This is a genomic window from Methanoregula sp. (genome assembly GCA_041645435.1).
In the GTDB taxonomy this organism is placed as follows: Archaea; Halobacteriota; Methanomicrobia; order Methanomicrobiales; family Methanospirillaceae; genus Methanoregula.
Genome location: JBAZQB010000004.1, coordinates 125,147 through 141,013, shown reverse-complemented (window position 1 = coordinate 141,013; position 15,867 = coordinate 125,147). Strand labels below are relative to the sequence as shown.

The following is a 15,867-nucleotide window of genomic DNA, read 5'->3' as shown; positions in this document are numbered from 1 at the left end:
ATGTTTTTTAATGCTGGTACTGGAAATCCAGAATGCTACCCATTTGAACATCCACCCATGCGACTGCAGGTTGTGCAGAACGGTTCGCCCGGATGACATCATCATCAAACGTAACTTTCCAAGCAAGGGGGATAGTGCCGGGCCGGGGCGTAATTTCGGAATACTGCGGGTCCTTCCACCGGATTTCTGCTGATATGATACGGAGTCCGTTCACCGATTCCGGGTACGTTTCTTTTGCCTGTTTGAGAACTGCAAAGGTGGCTTCACGTTTCAGTACAAGCTGTTCAGACATTGTGGAAAAGGCAATGTCCGGAGCGTTCCAGTGCCGTTCGTAAGCCGTAATTTCACCGTTCACAGCATCGATACCGACGAAAAACCCTTCAATATCGCAGGGAATTGCGTTTACGATCCGGTTGTAGGTAAAGAGGTACTGGCCGGCAATGGGATCCGAGGGGGAACCTAAGGAGGAATACCGGCTTTCGCTCATGTTGATCGCAACCGGGCCGTTCTGGTTGGAGATATAGCGATCCGCATTTTTCTGTGCGGTCGATATATCGAGTACGGGTTCTGCCGGCCTCCCCAGATTCTGGATTGCCAGGGTAAACGATGATATCTGCCCTGTTTCGGCATCCAGAGAACCAGTCACGAGGGGAGTTGACTTTTTTACCAGCGCAAAATTCCAGGTCCTGCCAGAATCAGTGCTGGCAATATACCGCACCCTGACGGAGTCAGGCTGGATTGCGGGGAAGGCTTTTCTTGCGAGATCCTGTGCTTTCGCTGGGGGGATACGGGCATTTTCCTGACCGGGGGTGTAGGGATCACCACTCACCGCATCTTCAAAAACCATGACACCGGTTGCCTGCGATAAATCCGCAGGCTGGATCGCGAACTCGTAGAGCAGGTGACCGGCATACCGGTCCGTGAGATTTGCACTGATCAGCCGGTAGGTTTCGGCAGGATAGTCGAGCCGGAGGAATGATACCGCGTTGTCCAGAAGGAGCATATCCGGTGAGCGGAGAACGGAAATTCCCGCCCCCATAGCATAACCCGGTGTAACAGCAACGGTTACGTCCACTACAGGTGCCGGGGTTTGTCCCGTTATAACAGGCGTGGGAGTAACCGGGCTTTTTATTGGGGTCGGGGATGAAGGGCCCGAGAGCATTCCGCTGAGCAGGAGACAGGCGGCGATCAAAACGACAAACACTATGCCAACAGCCACCAGTTTTTTATAAATACGGCGTTGCTTCTTTGCATTCATCTGCTGCCGGTAACGTGCCGGAAGATACGTTGCATCGGGGTCATCGGGACGGGTGCTCACTGCGGGTGCCTCGTATGAAATACTGTTAGTATATATTCTGCAACAGGTAAAAAAAGACAACCGGTTGGCAAGCTCTGAATACCAGAAGAGATGGCCGCGTTTTTTGCAGTAACAATGAGCAGCTGTTCAGCCTGCAGGTTCCACCGGCGGATTCCTGAAAAATATAGCTATGACAATGAACGGGAGGAAATACAGGAGATCCAGGTACCGGGCCCCGGAAAATACCATGATGATCCCTATCCCTGCAACAGCCGGCGGAACTAAGCACTTATGGAAAAGAAACTGAGCATCACGGTCTGTAAGCCCGGGGTCTAACAGTTCCGGTCTCGATCTCGCGTAATACCATAAATATGCGAGAATCACCCCAAGCATCAGGTAATTAGCCTGGAAGAAAAAATCGGCAAAGGGAAAATTCTGGCTCAAACCGGTGAATGCAGAGGTGAACGGGAGCATGACGATGGCCATCAGTGCCAGCATGTGGACATGGAGAAAATGATAATCATAGGTCTTCATGCGGTGGAACATCTGGAAGAACAGCATCCAGAACATTGCGAGAAGGATAAATATTCCCACAAAATCGATGACAGTCAGGATCGATTTACCAAAAAAATTTCCAAATGTCAGCATATCGGTAATGGCACCTGGATCCGGCATCAGGATATTTCGTGCAAGCAGGGTCATCGTGAATGCAAAGATGCCATTGGTGATACGCTCAAGGTTGACCTTGCTGATCGGCTCATATATTGCCATAGTACTTTTATTCCTTAACGAATTGTGACTGGTACTGGCATTATCTCTTTCGTTTTGACGCAGAGATCTGTGAAACCTGGTTAAAATTATCCCTTCCGAAATTATGATGGGTATAGATCTAAATAAAATGAATTAAAAAAAATTTGCATTGCAGAAACCTTTTTTCACGTAATATATTGCCCCCGAGAGTATTCATGACAGTCGAGCCACAGGGACCCATGGATATGAGATATCCATAGTAGCGTCAGAGTTTTCTAAATGATTTCGACAGAGCAAAAGTTTTACACCGACGAAGCAACGAGCAAAAAAAATTAATACGTCCTGCCAACCAGCGTTGCCTTGCCCGGCTTGCCGCAGACAATGCAGGCGCCTTCCGTTGCGGAGACGTATTGCGACCGGACATTGGTTCCGAGAATACTTGCGCTGGTCTTCTCTTCAATAACATCGCCGCATCCCTTGTTCTGGCACCACGACACAACTGCCACTTTTCCCTCGTTGAGCGCTGCGTCCAGTGCATCCATTGAGGCAACGGTGCAGAGATGGGATTTCGTGTGCTCCTCGGCACGTGACCGGATGGCTTGGGTTATCTCACCCAGCACGCGGGTCACGCCTTCATTCACGGTAGCAAGCTCGATCTGGGTCTTCTCGCCGGTCCGTTTCACTGCCATGACCTTGCCGGCATCGAGATCTCTCGGCCCGAGCTCAAGCCGGAGCGGGACACCACGGAGCTCCCACCAGTAATATTTCGCACCGGGGCGCATGTCCCGGGTATCGATCTTTACCCGGAAACCGGCAGCGATCAGATCGTTTTTCAGTTTTTCTGCTGCTGCGAGCACGTCCTCATGGCGTTTTCCGATGGTGATCGGGACGATGACTGCCTGTACCGGTGCAGCAACGGGGGGGAGGATGAGCCCCTTGTCATCGCCATGCATGCTGATGAGGGCGGCTATGCTGCGCTCCGAGATGCCGTAGCAGGTCTGGCTGCCAAATTTCTGCTCGCCGTTCTTGTCTTCGAAGGTGATCGAGAATGTCTTTGAGAAGTGCTCGCCGAGATGATGGACGGTGCCGATCTGGAGGGTCTTGCCATTGGGCATGATCGCGTCGACTGCCATTGTGTAGTCCGCGCCGGGGAACTTGTCCCAGTCGGGGCGTTTTGAGATGATGATCGGGATGCAGAGGCCATCGTAGAACTCGCAGGTAAGCCCGAGCTCGTATTCTACCTGCGCTTCTGCCTCGTCCCACGTCGCATGCACGGTGTGCGACTCCATAAACGAGGTGATCTCGCGGAGACGGATCAGCGGGCGGGTCTGCTTGGTCTCGTACCGGAACGTGTTGACGATCTGGTAGTATTTCATCGGGAGATCGGCATGTGATCGGAGCCAGAGGGCATACATCGGGTAGATGGCAGTCTCGCTGGTCGGACGGAGCGCGAGCTTGACCTCGAGCGGTGTCGTGCCCCCGTGGGTAACCCAGTAGACCTCGTCTTCAAATCCCTTGATATGCTCGGCCTCTTTCATGAACTCCTGTTCCGGAATGAGCAGGGGAAAGAGGGTCTCTTCATGATCCCGGTCGAGCAGGTTGCGCAGCTGTGCGTACACATGCTTGCGGATCGCAAACCCGTACGGGTACCAGACATAGAGTCCCTTGACCGGGTAGCGGACATCCATAATTTCGGCCCGCCATAGAATATCGTTATACCATGCAGAAAAGTCCCCTTTTTGCGGCAGGGTGCCGGTGTCGTCGTCCATGATGCTGATCCTGTTTTAAGCTACTAATTGTATGATTACCGGCGTAATAAAAGCCTCGACACATGCGGCGACTACCACGAGCGGCAACACATACAGGAGAAAAATGCGGGCCAGTTTCTGTGCCTCGCCCGCGGTATCCCCCCCGCCATAGTATTCTGCTATGAGCGCCTGGGCGAGCAGGATCCCAAGAGCTCCTGAAATGATGAAGGCCGGGATCTCAAAGATACCATGCGGGAGGAGTGCTGCGGCAAGGAATATCCATGAATGATCCTCGTGGATGATCTGCATGATTGCGCCTATCACAATCCCGTTTAAGCTCATGATGAATATCGTGAGGATGCCAAAGGATACCCCTCCCAAAAAAAGCAGGATACAGGCCTCAAAGTTGTTGATAAAGAGCTTGAGGCAGATCTCAAACGAATTGTTTCCGATGAACTGGCCGGCAACTTCCTTTTCAAAGAGGTTCATGAGATTTTCGCCAACTTCAGGGTTCTGCAGGGTGCCTACCCATCCTACCGTGAGTGTGGCACAAAAAAGGAGAAAGGTGATGATGATCGCATTGGTGAGCGGCGAGTTAGACATACAGGACCATCCGTACCATGTCACGGATTCCCGGTGCAAAACCAACAACGATCATGGCAAGCAGTACGAGATGCCAGAAGGCCGGGTTCGCCTCCTTCCGGTAGAGCTGCATAATGTAAATTGCCGGGAACAGGACAACCAGTTTTAAGGGAAACATCACAAACGCGGTCCCGGTCAGGTTTATGAGACCGGAGCCGACTACGTGCTGTTCGATATACTGGACCGAGGGGTGCAGGTCAATGCCATAACTTGTCGCGCTTGCGTCAAGCAACTGGCCGAAGAGAAGGGTGATGTAGAGCGGATCGGTTACGTACTTCCACGATAACACGTAGCGCATAAACGCCCATACCAGCACCGTGGCGGTGAGTGCCATCAGGGGGATGATGGCAAGGACGAAGAGGTCAATATGGGTGTGATTGATTCCCCATGCCAGCAGCACGAGCGAGACTATAAACACTGCCATGATCCCGGCAAACACGTAAAACGTGAGGAAACTTTTTGTCAGTCCCTGGAGGGTGAGGTACCGTGAGAGGAACAGCATCGCTATCGTGAAAAAAAAGAGCACGAAATAGATCAGGGGAGTCACGAGAAGGAACTGGAAATCCCCCGTTAACATACCCGTGTCCTGAACGACCCGCAGGACACCCCCCAGCACGACATAGGGAAGAGTGGCAAGGATGAAAGATGCATTAATCTCAAAGCCTATATCGGAAAGCCAGGTTGATTGTGACATCCAGCGATAGAGCAGATAAATCCCGAGAACAAGAATAATGGCATAGGTGAGCGTATCAACAACATTATAGGGTTGTCCCATCCGGATGGGATCGATGTAGTATTTGTATATGAAATCACTAATCATCCATGATCTAGAATGAGCGCCGATGCAATAAAATTACTCAAACCCAAAGTTTTTGACAAGTCCAAGTGGATGCAGCTTCCCCGGGATGTCGTGATCGGCCATGATGTGCTCGGGCAGCTCCCCGCGGTCTGCGAGGATCTCAAACTGGGAAACTCCGCTTTTCTCATCTCGGGTAAAGGCACGATGAATCTGGCCGGCGGGCGGGTTAAGATGATCCTTGATAAGGATTACGACGTTACCCCCTTTCTTGCAGAAGAGATCAATATTGCGGTTATAAAAGAGGCAGAGATCGCTGCTGCGGATGCGGATTTCCTCATCGGAGTCGGGGGCGGGCGGGTGATCGATACCGCAAAGATCGTATCGTACAATCTCGATCGGCCGTTTATCAGCATCCCGACAGCCGCATCCCATGACGGTATCGCCTCTGCACGCGCATCGGTGCCTACGGTGGAGGGGCATGCCTCGCTGGAAGCGCAGCCCCCCATGGCAATCATTGCAGATACGGGTATCATCGCGTCCGCCCCGCACCGGCTTCTCGCGGCCGGGTGTGCGGATGTGATCTCGAATTATACAGCAATCCTTGACTGGGAGCTCGCCCACCGGGTGAAAGGCGAACCGATGAGCGAATATGCCGTCACGCTCTCGAAGATGACAGCCGAGATCCTTGTTAAGGATGCGCACCTTATCAAACCGCACCAGGAGCAGTCCGCATGGATTGTCATCAAAGCGCTCGTGTCGAGCGGGGTTGCGATGAGCATTGCCGGTTCATCGCGCCCGGCAAGCGGCGGGGAGCACAAGTTCTCCCATGCGCTCGACAAGCTTGCACCGGGCAAGGCGCTGCATGGCGAGAGCTGCGGGATTGGCACCATCATCTCGATGTACCTGCACGGCGGGGACTGGCGCGGTATCCGGGCATCGTTAAAGATGATCGGGGCCCCGACAACTCCGGCAGATCTCGGGATCGATGATGCCGTTGCCGTCGAAGCATTACTGATGGCAAAGACTATCCGTCCCGAGCGCTTTACAATATTCGATATGGGCCTCACACGGGAATCCGCGGAAAAACTCGTGCAGATGCTCTACAAGGAGTGAGTGGCATTGTCAGAAACAAAAACAAAGGTTACGCTGGTGGGAACGGTGCTCGCAAAACCGAATGTCGAGTTCATCTATGAGGGTGAAATTGCGGAGTGCGATACCTGCAAGGTGAAAAAAGCGTGCCACAACCTCCAGAAGGGACGGAAGTACCGTATCGTCACGGTCAGGTCCACGCACCATGATTGTCCGGTTCACCTGAACGGTGCTACAGCAGTCGAGGTGATGGAAGCGCCGATCACTGCGCTTATCAATGCCGATATGGCGATCGTCAACTCCAAGATAAAAACCGAGCTTTCCTGCAACAAGTCCGATTGCCGGAGTTATCCGCTCTGCCGGCCGGATGGTGTTACGGACGGCGAGAAGTATGTTGTCGTTGATGTGCTGGGAAATGCTCCCAACATCTGCGACAAGGGCCGTGCGCTGAAGCTGGTCGAGATAAGGCCGGCGTGATGGTTTTTAAAGAAAGTCAATGTTTCACTTTGTTTTTTATAAAAGTTCATAGGTTCAACGGCGATGAACCGCGTTTCTTTCATGCGGTCGCATCAACCGACCTCCCGCACAAGAGGCTGACTGTGTCGCCTCTTGAAGGGCGTTATCATAATCGCCCGCCACGTAGGCTATATCGTTCTATCCTAAATTTGCGGACAGTCTGTAACTTAATCCCGCCACGAAGCGTGCTGGAGTGATGTCGAGCCCGAATGGCTCACACCTCAAGGCTACTGTAGACTAATTCTGAATGGAACGTCTGATGCTCATAAAGGCCCCCAGGCTCATATAGAATAAGTCACAGTAAACCAGTAGAGAAGTTCAAGTAGTGTATCAAACAACGGCGAAATGTAGATGGAGTTTTCAAATACCATGCCTTCGAATAGTTCTAAATAGTGAATAATTATTATTTTGTTTTATATGAACCCTAATTCCACTTTGACTCCAAAGGCAACTTCTTTGTTTAGAGGAACTGCTTTATCCAAAAAAAGTCGTGGCTTAAATGATTTTGATGATATTCCACCTTGGAGATTTTTATCATTTGGATGGAAATGGGCTATTGATGTATTGTTAAAAGAAGCGAAGACTGGTGTTTGCACGTCAGATCGTTGTTATCCTATATTATATGTATTTCGTCAATACTTGGAAATTAAGTTGAAGGAATTGATTATTACTCTAGAATTAGAACTACATTCAAAGATTATCGATGAAGAAAAATTAAAAAAAAAATACGGTCACGATATTAAGAAGCTTTGGGATTATTGCGACAAATTGTTAATGGAATGGTTAAGCTCCATGGAACCAGAACCAGATAATTTTGAATGTAACCGTACAAATCTAGCTAATTTCAAACGTGTTAAATTTTATATTAACGAGATTTATCAAAAAGACCCTAAATCATTTGCCTACAGATATCCACAAATTGCTGAAAAATATACTGTTGATATGAATCATTTTTACGAAAATGCCATGTGGGTAACCAAGTATCTTGAAGGTGTTTCGGATTGGATAGAAACGATACAAGATTTGAGAAATGAAAGTTGTGCTGATTGTGATGATATATGTTAATGCGTGGGAAAAACAAGAATCAGACAATGTGTTTTAAAGTACTGTTATGGAAATTTGAACTTAAATCAAATTATTTTGTGTAAATAATTAACAATTAATTGTGTGTTATTTAAAAAAATCATAATGTGTTTTTTTCAGATGATAACACAAAAAGACAAAGTTTGTCGATGTTTACTTTAAATCTCTTTAAAAAACAATCATCCTTAAATAGAAATGGTCTTTTCCGATAAGATGACGAATGAACCTCATTCTACAATTGCGATGAACGCCGCCGCCCCCGACGGGGCGCCCCCGCGGCGGATCAATGACGGAAAATCTCTGAACCCCTCATTGCCCCGCTGTGCCTCGGAGAGGCCCTGAGGCGGGGAACCATCGTTAATCGGTTTATATAAACGGGTCTGATATCAACTTGAAGAGTCCATGCCGATTTAATAAAAAATGGTTTTGGGAAATTGGTTCAAATCAACTGAGCTTTGATTTGAAATTTTCAGGCAGACTTTGATTTTAAAATTTTAACCAGACCTTGCTTATAAAATTTCAATCACACTTTGATTTTAAATTTTCAACCAGACTTTGCTTAAAAGAAATAAATCAAAGCTTGCTTAAAAAATTTCAATCGACCCCCCAACCCCTGCTTGAAAACTGTTCAGAGATCAATCAAACTCTGCTTGAAAATTTCCAAACGCGATCCGTTTCATGCTCATTTAACCAGTAAAGAGTAAAAATCTCGCGCCCATCCGACGTGAACCCGCTCCGGCATCTCACCCAAACAGCTCATCAGGATACTCAGCCGGATCAACCAGACTATGCTTGAAAAATTTCAATCACGTACGCGATCGCGGTTGAAAATAATTTCCGGAACAATCGGATCTTGATTGAAAAAAAACAACCAGACTTTGATTTTATTTTTTCAACCAGACCCTGCTCAAAAAATTTCAACCGGACTTTGATTTCAAAATTTTAATCACACTTTGATTTTAAAATTTAAACCAGACTTTGATCTTTTTTATTTCATCAAACCCTGATTGAAAAATTAAAACCAGACTTCAATGAAAAAACCGGACCGCAACCTGCCAGAGCAATTCACGTACTCTCAGCATTCAGCCACACCCGCTCCGCCAGCCGCACCAGCCCCTCATACCCCTCCAAATCAGCACACCACCGTTTTGGGATCGCATCCATCCCCCAGTACGCTCCCGCCAGTGCACCACAACACGCACCAACCGTATCTGCATCCCCGCCAAGATTGATCGCAGACAGGATCGCCTGCTCCAGCGTCTTTGCATGCATGAAACAATGCAGGGCCGCATGCGAGCACAACACGCTATCTAAGGAAGGGTCCGGCTTATGCTCATCAAAAGAGCCAAGCATTGCATGCACTTCCGGGTCCGTGCAGAGCGATCGTGCATGCCGGAATGCCCGCGACCGGGACATCCCCCGCACCATGTCGCTGACCATCACATTAAGAAACGCGGAGCAGTGGCCGGCAACCGGGTCAAAGTGGGTGAGCCGCGAGCAGGCCATGCTCATCGCATATACTTCAGGAGCGGGATAGAAGATCCCGAGCGGGAACCCCCGCATCACGCTGCCGTTCGTCCGGCTGCCGCCACGTCGCTGGTGCACGAGCCATGCAGCATGGTGCGGCAGGGTCCCGGTTTTGACCAGATCAAAGAATAATGATGATGTGGGACCGTACCATTCCGGGCGTTTTTCGTACCCGGAAAATAACCGAGATATAAGGTCTTTTTGGTTGAATCCCCTGCATGCAGCGAGCGATTCTGCAACAGCCATGGCCTGTAAGGTGTCGTCGGTGATCGCACCCTTTTTTCGGAAATTACGCCCACCGGGACGCATATCTGTCACCCACGCTTCAGATTGCAGAGATCCCTCAAAAGGCGCACCCAACGCGTCCCCCATTGCGAGCGCAATTAACGATCCTACGTGCCGCATGTTTCCAGATATAAATGTCATCAAAAAGCTATATGTGTTGTCCACAAAAGAGTATCTTTCTGGAGAAGGTGATAGTGTGCAAAAAGAAGAGTTGCTACATTTACATATGCTTATGATTCACATCAAGAAGTATTACGAAGGCATCACCAACGAGGAGATCGGGACAGAACGTTATGCCTCGCTGGAAATCTCTCCTGTTCATATTCATAAAGACAAAAAAGCCCACAAAGACGCTCTCCTCACGCTCGGGGATGAGATTGTTTCCCATATCCACGGCAAACCGCTGCCTGTGGTGAACTATTCTTCAGAGACTGCATCGCAAAAAGTTGCGGCAGAACATTAATCGTTATGGATGAGGCGCTGGCATTCCGGGAGATGATCTCCCGTATCCTCACCCTACCGCCCGGTGATGAAGCGATTGTTGCGGTAAAGATTGACGTCTGCAAGAAGTACCGGCTCTCCGCGGTGCCGAAAAACTCTGCCATTCTTGCAGCTGCCGGACCGGAGGAGAAAAAGATCCTGCGGAAGATCCTGCTGGTCAAACCCACCCGCACCCTTTCGGGAGTTGCACCGGTTGCGGTGATGACCTCGCCAGCACCCTGTCCGCACGGCAAATGCCTCCCCTGCCCCGGGGGGCCGGAACATCCCTACCAGTCCCCCCAGAGTTATACCGGGGAAGAACCGGCTGCTCTCCGGGCCCGGGAGCATAACTATGATCCGTTCATGCAGGTGCATGCCCGGCTCGAACAGTTCGAGCTGCTCGGGCATCGCGTGGACAAGGTGGAACTGATCGTCATGGGCGGGACCATGACTGCCCGCCCCGCGGAATACCAGGAACAGTTTGTCGCCCGCTGCATCGAGTCGATGAATACGTATCCCGGGGGCACTCCGGCACCCGTCCCCCCCGATGTCGTGTCTGTTGAGAATGATAACGAGCGGTCTGCAATCCGCTGTGTTGCGATCACGTTCGAGACCCGTCCGGACTGGTGCAGGCGTGAGCACATCGACCGGATGCTGAGCCTGGGTGTCACGAAAGTGGAACTGGGTGTCCAGCATGTGGACGATGCGATCCTTACCTATAACCGGCGCGGCTGCACGGTAGCCGATACGGTAGAGGCCAATACGCTGCTCCGCGATGCCGGGCTCAAAGTCGGGTTCCACATGATGCCCAACCTGCCCGGCTCAACGCTCGAATCCGATAAACTGATGTTCGAGACGATCTTTTCCGATCCCCGGTTCAAGCCGGACTTTCTCAAGATTTACCCCACGCTCGTCACCCCGGGCTCCGAGATCGAGGAGCACTGGGAGCGGGGGATCTATTCGCCCTACAAGGAGAATGAGTTGATCGAGCTCATCGCATATGCAAAAACCCTCATCCCCGAATTCGTCCGGCTCCAGCGGATCCAGCGGGATATTCCCGCCAAGCTGATCGTTGCCGGCTCCCGGCATTCCAACTTCCGGCAGCTGGCCCAGAACCGGCTGAAAGCCACCGGCAGGAAATGCCGCTGTATCCGCTGCCGCGAGATCGGCCGGCTCCCTTCGATCGTTGAATCCGACATGCGGGTGAAAAAGTACGAGTGCTGCGGCGGGACCGAGCATTTCATCTCAGCAGTATCCGGAGATTCCCTGATCGGGTTTACCCGTCTCCGCTTCCCCTCGAAGGTTTACCGTCCCGAACTGGAGAATGCCGCCCTTATGCGGGAACTCCATGTCTACGGCAGCCTTGTACCGGTTGGCAGGGATGCAGATTCCGAGGAGTGGCAGCACCGGAATTACGGGCGGGCCCTGCTTGCCCTAGCAGAAGAGACTGCGATAACGGGTGGATACTCCCGGCTTGCGATTATGAGCGGTATGGGGGTGCGCCCCTATTACCGGCGGCAGGGCTATGAGCGTGCAGGGCCCTATATGGTTAAGGAGCTGCCATGAACCCGGCAACAACTGCATTTGTACGGCAGCGGTTTACTGAGTACTACCGGAAAACCGTGCTTGTTGCACCACCGGCACTCGAGCAGCGCGAATGGGGATTTGTACTCTTCAATCCCGGTGCATCCGAGATGCGCATGCGACGGCACGTGGGATTTTCCGGCCGGGATGAACTGTTCGAATATCTCAAAAATGTTGTGCCACAGCACACCTATTACTCGACTGCCTATTACGAGACACCGGATGCCGGCACCATGGCGGACAAAGGCTGGTGCGGGGCAGACCTGATCTTCGATCTCGATGCGGATCATATCGTGCGGGGGGCGTATGACCTGATGCTTGCCCGGGTAAAAGAGGAGACCGAAAAACTCCTCGCCATCCTTCTCGATGAATTCGGCATGGATCCCAGGACCATCGAGCTGGTCTTTTCCGGAGGCCGGGGATACCATGTCCATGTCCGGGATCTCGCGTTCCGTAACTGGGGTAGCGCAGAGCGCCGGGAACTGATCGATTATGTCTGTGGAATCGGGATCGACCCGGCGGTAATGCTGACGGGAAAGAATACACAAGTGCCGGGCTGGCCGAACCGGTACCGGGCTGCACTTACGGAGTACCTCCAGTGGATCGGATCCCTGCCCGAGCCGGAAGCGATGGCACATCTCACCGGCATGGAAGGGATCGGGAAAGAGTCCGCGATCACGTTTTTAAAAAAGCGGGAGGAGATCCTTGCCGAGATCGCACGTCATCCCTCGGCCAGTATCTTAAAAACAAACCGTGTCCTGTCCGTTGTCGTCGCCCAGCAGGAAGGCGAGTTCAAAAAACGAGTGCTCGCCCGTGCAGCCCTTGCTGATGAACCGGTTACTACGGACACAAAACGGCTGATCCGCCTGCCCACATCCCTGCATGGCGGGAGTGGTATGCGGGTGCAGCCGCTCGAGCTCCGCGAGCTGCATACATTCGACCCGCTTACTGACGCTGTGGTCTTCGGGACCCGGGATATTAAGGTGGACTGCCGGTTTGCGCTTAAGATGCCGATGCTCGGAAGTGCTTATGAGCTCCAAAAAGGCATCATTACAGTACCGGAAGCAGTCGCCGTATTCCTCTGCTGTCGCGGCATGGCAGAGATTGCCTGAGGTACCTTAATGACGCTTGATGATCTGCGCAGTATCCTGCTTTCAGAGCGGGAGACGGGAAGGCTGACAGCAACCGCCCCGGATATTTTTGAGCGCGGGCATGAAGAGCTCTCATCGCTCATGGCTAAGGTATACAAGCTTGACGATCCCCTGTCAGATGAAGCCCGTTCCTTAATCGAAGAAACCCTGGCGATAAAAGAGACGCTTCATGATCTCTTTGCGATTCGTTCCCGCAAGATCCTTGCCCTGACGATCATGCATGCCGAGGGCAATTATTATGATCGCGAGGAAGTGAAACGCACCATTCCTGCCGAGCGGGAGATGTTTGACCAGATCACCGCAGCGATCGAACAGTGCCAGGGCACTCTTTTGTATAATGTTCCCCCGGTCCCCGTGACTGCGGAAGATGATGTCGATGAAAGCGGTGAGCCGGAACCCGTATCTGAAGATACGGGTGCTCCCGCAGTTCTCGTTGCGGCCCAGCACAAGGCACACCTGCCCCATACACACCCCTGTGTATTAGTCCGCGCACTCGAAAATATGGAATCGTTCATGGGAGTGGATGGGAGGATTTATACTCTTTCAAAAGGAGATATAGTGACGCTTCCCGAGCGGAATGCTGCGGTCTTAAGTGAACGCAACATAGTCTTAAATATCAATCTTAGCAAATAATATTGGTATTCTATATCCAACTTATCGGTGAAAATTTTATGAAAATGCCAGCGAAATTCAACACCTATTGCCCTTTCTGCCGGAATCACCAGATTCATGAGGTTGAGAAGGTAAAGAAAGGCAAAACAACCGGCCTCCACTGGATCGACCGCCAGAAAGCACGCAGGGGTAAAGTAGGCAACATGGGTAAATTCTCCAAGGTGCCCGGCGGCGACAAGCCGACGAAGAAGATCAACGTCCGGTACCGCTGTGTCACCTGTGGAAAGGCACACCTGCGCAAGGGTTACCGTGTCGCAAAGTTTGAGCTGACGGAGTGAGCAATAATGGTACGCGTGATTCGGGAGAACCGGAGTAAATTTTACAAGGTAAAGTGTCCTGACTGTGAGAACGAGCAGACCGTCTTTGAAAAGTCAAGCACGGTAGTCAAGTGTGTTGTCTGCGGGCACGACCTTGCAACCCCATCGGGGGGCAAGGCGAGCATCAAGGCTGAGATCGTCTCAGAGCTCAAGTGATACTACCCATGCAGGACAGAGAGTGGCCCCAGGAAGCAGAACTTGTCGTTTGCACAGTAGTAAACGTAAAGGACTTTGTAGCGTTTGTATCGCTGGATGAGTATGGTGGCCGCCCGGGGCTCATCCCCATCTCTGAAATTGCAACAGGCTGGATCAAGTATATCCGTGACCACATCCGTGAGGGCCAGAAGATCGTCTGCAAGGTCCTCAATGTTGACCGGAGCCGTGGTCACATTGACCTCTCCTTAAAAGACGTCAACGAACACCAGCGGCGCGAGAAGATCCGCGAGTGGAAGAACGAGTCCAAAGCGCAGAAATGGCTTGGGTTTGCCGCGGAACAGTCCGGTGAAGATGCCAAAACAATCGAAGATGAGATCTTCGGTAAATACGGGTCATTCTATCCGGTCTTTGAAGATCTCGTAATTGACCCTGAGACAACCGTAAAGAAACTCGGATTTTCAAAGAAGGTTTCCGAGGCTCTCCTGCATGTGGCTAAGGAGAATGTCAAGGTGCCCCGGGTAGAAGTCACCGGGCACCTGCAACTTACCTGTTCGGTCTCTGACGGTATCTCGGTGATCAAGAAGGCATTAAAAAGTGCAGAGCCTAAAATTGCCGGTGTTGATATCGAACTTCTTTATCTCGGCGCACCGCTTTACCGGATCAAGGTAACTGCTCCGGACTATAAAAAAGCGGAAAAAGCGATCGAGAAAGCAGCTAATGCTGCGATTGTCGTCGTCGAGAAAGCAGGCGGCGAAGGCAAACTCATCAAGAAACCGAAATCCGGGAAGAGTCAATGAGTGGTCGAATCCGGCGTTGCCCAGCGGATCAAATCTATACCCTTTCTTTAACCTGTCCAGCCTGCGGCAAGCCAACGGTTGTGGCGCATCCTGCCCGTTATTCACCTGAAGACAAGTACGGCAAGTACCGTAGGCTGGCAAAACATGATTGAGGACATCACGGTCAGTTATCTTGAGAGTTTCAAGGACAAGCACCCGGTCGAACCAATCCTTATCGAAGGCCTGCCCGGCATAGGTCAGGTTGGCAAGCTGGTGGCCGAGTACATGATCCACATGCTCAAGGCCGAGAAGATCGGTGAGATTCACTCGATCTATTTTCCCCCGCAGGTGCTTCTTGACGAAAATGGCCTTGCCCGGCTGGCGAGAAACGAGCTTTTCCTGTATGCATCTGAAGGCCATGACATTATCTTTCTCGTAGGCGATCACCAGAGCACGTCAAACGAAGGGCACTATATCCTTGCCGACCAGTACTGCGATATTGCTGAAACGCTCAAGGTAAAACGCATCTACACGCTCGGGGGTTTTGGGGTCGGGCATCTCGTGAACGAGCCCCGGGTCCTGGGTGCTGTCAACCGTGCGGAACTCCGCCCGGAACTTGAAGAAGCCGGTGTCACGTTCAACCGGGATGAACCCGGAGGCGGGATTATCGGGGCTGCCGGCCTTATGCTCGGGCTCTCTGCCCAGCGGGGTATCGATGCAGTCTGCCTGATGGGCGAGACGAGCGGGTATCTCGTTGACCCGATGAGTGCGGCAAACGTGCTGGGCGTGCTCTCGAAACTGATCGATGTCCCTGTCGACCCCACAAAACTCAATGACCGGGCTACCGAGATGGAGAAGGTCATCGAGGGTCTTGTTGAAGGCGAGAAGATGCAGAAAGATGAAGAGCTAAGTTATATCGGGTGAGGGATGCGATCCCACGTTCTTACTAATCTTATTTGATTCTATTTTTGTGAAAACAAATATATGATCGATTA

General features: G+C 51.5%; 18 protein-coding genes. 12 read left to right on the top strand and 6 right to left on the bottom strand.

Features of this window, described 5'->3' with window-relative positions; genetic code table 11:
• Positions 1-7: 7 nt before the first annotated feature.
• The 5 genes from WC593_09615 to WC593_09595 form a co-directional block, all read right to left on the bottom strand.
• The gene (locus WC593_09615) at positions 8-1,318 is read right to left on the bottom strand and encodes a YcdB/YcdC domain-containing protein (protein ID MFA4825399.1); all 1,311 of its coding nucleotides are present in this window, start codon (positions 1,316-1,318) and stop codon (positions 8-10) included.
• A gap of 126 nt (positions 1,319-1,444) precedes the next feature.
• Positions 1,445-2,068, bottom strand: coding sequence for a TMEM175 family protein (locus WC593_09610; protein ID MFA4825398.1), 624 nt, complete (start codon positions 2,066-2,068; stop codon positions 1,445-1,447).
• 311 nt (positions 2,069-2,379) lie between these two features.
• Positions 2,380-3,816: a proline--tRNA ligase gene (proS, locus tag WC593_09605; GenBank protein ID MFA4825397.1), complete on the bottom strand. Its 1,437-nt coding sequence runs from the start codon at positions 3,814-3,816 to the stop codon at positions 2,380-2,382.
• A 15-nt stretch (positions 3,817-3,831) separates the two neighbouring features.
• Positions 3,832-4,398 carry a stage II sporulation protein M gene (locus tag WC593_09600; protein ID MFA4825396.1) on the bottom strand — a complete coding sequence of 189 codons (567 nt, stop codon included), beginning with the start codon at positions 4,396-4,398 and terminating at the stop codon, positions 3,832-3,834.
• Positions 4,391-5,257, bottom strand: a complete 867-nt coding sequence (locus tag WC593_09595; GenBank protein MFA4825395.1) for a DUF63 family protein — start codon at positions 5,255-5,257, stop codon at positions 4,391-4,393. Before WC593_09595 ends, WC593_09600 begins: the two co-directional genes overlap by 8 nt.
• Before the next feature lie 12 nt (positions 5,258-5,269).
• Between WC593_09595 and WC593_09590 the strand changes: the two genes are divergently transcribed.
• The 3 genes from WC593_09590 to WC593_09580 all read left to right on the top strand — a co-directional run bounded on the left by WC593_09590 (position 5,270) and on the right by WC593_09580 (position 7,906).
• The gene (locus tag WC593_09590) at positions 5,270-6,349 is read left to right on the top strand and encodes an NAD(P)-dependent glycerol-1-phosphate dehydrogenase (GenBank protein MFA4825394.1); all 1,080 of its coding nucleotides are present in this window, start codon (positions 5,270-5,272) and stop codon (positions 6,347-6,349) included.
• 6 nt (positions 6,350-6,355) lie between these two features.
• Positions 6,356-6,802: a UPF0179 family protein gene (locus tag WC593_09585; protein MFA4825393.1), complete on the top strand. Its 447-nt coding sequence runs from the start codon at positions 6,356-6,358 to the stop codon at positions 6,800-6,802.
• Positions 6,803-7,276: 474 nt separating this feature from the next.
• Positions 7,277-7,906 carry a hypothetical protein gene (locus WC593_09580; protein MFA4825392.1) on the top strand — a complete coding sequence of 210 codons (630 nt, stop codon included), beginning with the start codon at positions 7,277-7,279 and terminating at the stop codon, positions 7,904-7,906.
• A 1,083-nt stretch (positions 7,907-8,989) separates the two neighbouring features.
• Here WC593_09580 and WC593_09575 read toward each other — a convergent pair.
• Positions 8,990-9,877 (bottom strand): ADP-ribosylglycohydrolase family protein, encoded by an 888-nt coding sequence (locus WC593_09575; GenBank protein MFA4825391.1) that lies wholly within the window; start codon positions 9,875-9,877, stop codon positions 8,990-8,992.
• Between the two features lie 55 nt (positions 9,878-9,932).
• Here WC593_09575 and WC593_09570 point away from each other — a divergent pair, with 55 nt between their 5' ends.
• The 9 genes from WC593_09570 to WC593_09530 are packed head-to-tail and all read left to right on the top strand — an operon-like array spanning position 9,933 to position 15,796.
• The gene (locus tag WC593_09570) at positions 9,933-10,199 is read left to right on the top strand and encodes a UPF0058 family protein (GenBank protein MFA4825390.1); all 267 of its coding nucleotides are present in this window, start codon (positions 9,933-9,935) and stop codon (positions 10,197-10,199) included.
• Positions 10,200-10,204: 5 nt separating this feature from the next.
• Positions 10,205-11,782 carry a tRNA uridine(34) 5-carboxymethylaminomethyl modification radical SAM/GNAT enzyme Elp3 gene (locus WC593_09565; protein MFA4825389.1) on the top strand — a complete coding sequence of 526 codons (1,578 nt, stop codon included), beginning with the start codon at positions 10,205-10,207 and terminating at the stop codon, positions 11,780-11,782.
• Entirely contained in the window at positions 11,779-12,912 is a 1,134-nt protein-coding gene (priS, locus tag WC593_09560) for a DNA primase catalytic subunit PriS (GenBank protein ID MFA4825388.1), read from the top strand. Before WC593_09565 ends, priS begins: the two co-directional genes overlap by 4 nt.
• A 9-nt stretch (positions 12,913-12,921) precedes the next feature.
• Entirely contained in the window at positions 12,922-13,584 is a 663-nt protein-coding gene (locus WC593_09555) for a hypothetical protein (GenBank protein MFA4825387.1), read from the top strand.
• 38 nt (positions 13,585-13,622) lie between these two features.
• Positions 13,623-13,901 (top strand): 50S ribosomal protein L44e, encoded by a 279-nt coding sequence (locus WC593_09550; protein MFA4825386.1) that lies wholly within the window; start codon positions 13,623-13,625, stop codon positions 13,899-13,901.
• Between the two features lie 6 nt (positions 13,902-13,907).
• On the top strand, positions 13,908-14,096 hold the full coding sequence (locus WC593_09545; GenBank protein ID MFA4825385.1) for a 30S ribosomal protein S27e: 189 nt from the start codon (positions 13,908-13,910) through the stop codon (positions 14,094-14,096).
• An 8-nt stretch (positions 14,097-14,104) separates the two neighbouring features.
• The gene (locus tag WC593_09540; protein ID MFA4825384.1) at positions 14,105-14,893 is read left to right on the top strand and encodes a translation initiation factor IF-2 subunit alpha; all 789 of its coding nucleotides are present in this window, start codon (positions 14,105-14,107) and stop codon (positions 14,891-14,893) included.
• Positions 14,890-15,045: an RNA-protein complex protein Nop10 gene (locus tag WC593_09535; GenBank protein ID MFA4825383.1), complete on the top strand. Its 156-nt coding sequence runs from the start codon at positions 14,890-14,892 to the stop codon at positions 15,043-15,045. The genes WC593_09540 and WC593_09535 overlap by 4 nt, the downstream gene beginning before the upstream one ends.
• A complete protein-coding gene (locus WC593_09530; protein ID MFA4825382.1) occupies positions 15,038-15,796 on the top strand; it encodes a proteasome assembly chaperone family protein in 759 nt (252 codons plus the stop codon). The genes WC593_09535 and WC593_09530 overlap by 8 nt, the downstream gene beginning before the upstream one ends.
• The last annotated feature ends 71 nt before the right edge of the window (positions 15,797-15,867 follow it).

Coding starts and splice junctions, on each gene's coding strand:
- WC593_09610 (MFA4825398.1), bottom strand. CDS start 2,068: ATGGCAATATATGAGCCGATCAGCAAGGTCAACCTTGAGCGTATCACC.
- proS (MFA4825397.1), bottom strand. CDS start 3,816: ATGGACGACGACACCGGCACCCTGCCGCAAAAAGGGGACTTTTCTGCA.
- WC593_09600 (MFA4825396.1), bottom strand. CDS start 4,398: ATGTCTAACTCGCCGCTCACCAATGCGATCATCATCACCTTTCTCCTT.
- WC593_09595 (MFA4825395.1), bottom strand. CDS start 5,257: ATGATTAGTGATTTCATATACAAATACTACATCGATCCCATCCGGATG.
- WC593_09590 (MFA4825394.1), top strand. CDS start 5,270: ATGAGCGCCGATGCAATAAAATTACTCAAACCCAAAGTTTTTGACAAG.
- WC593_09575 (MFA4825391.1), bottom strand. CDS start 9,877: ATGACATTTATATCTGGAAACATGCGGCACGTAGGATCGTTAATTGCG.
- WC593_09565 (MFA4825389.1), top strand. CDS start 10,205: ATGGATGAGGCGCTGGCATTCCGGGAGATGATCTCCCGTATCCTCACC.
- priS (MFA4825388.1), top strand. CDS start 11,779: ATGAACCCGGCAACAACTGCATTTGTACGGCAGCGGTTTACTGAGTAC.
- WC593_09555 (MFA4825387.1), top strand. CDS start 12,922: ATGACGCTTGATGATCTGCGCAGTATCCTGCTTTCAGAGCGGGAGACG.
- WC593_09550 (MFA4825386.1), top strand. CDS start 13,623: ATGAAAATGCCAGCGAAATTCAACACCTATTGCCCTTTCTGCCGGAAT.
- WC593_09545 (MFA4825385.1), top strand. CDS start 13,908: ATGGTACGCGTGATTCGGGAGAACCGGAGTAAATTTTACAAGGTAAAG.
- WC593_09540 (MFA4825384.1), top strand. CDS start 14,105: ATGCAGGACAGAGAGTGGCCCCAGGAAGCAGAACTTGTCGTTTGCACA.
- WC593_09535 (MFA4825383.1), top strand. CDS start 14,890: ATGAGTGGTCGAATCCGGCGTTGCCCAGCGGATCAAATCTATACCCTT.
- WC593_09530 (MFA4825382.1), top strand. CDS start 15,038: ATGATTGAGGACATCACGGTCAGTTATCTTGAGAGTTTCAAGGACAAG.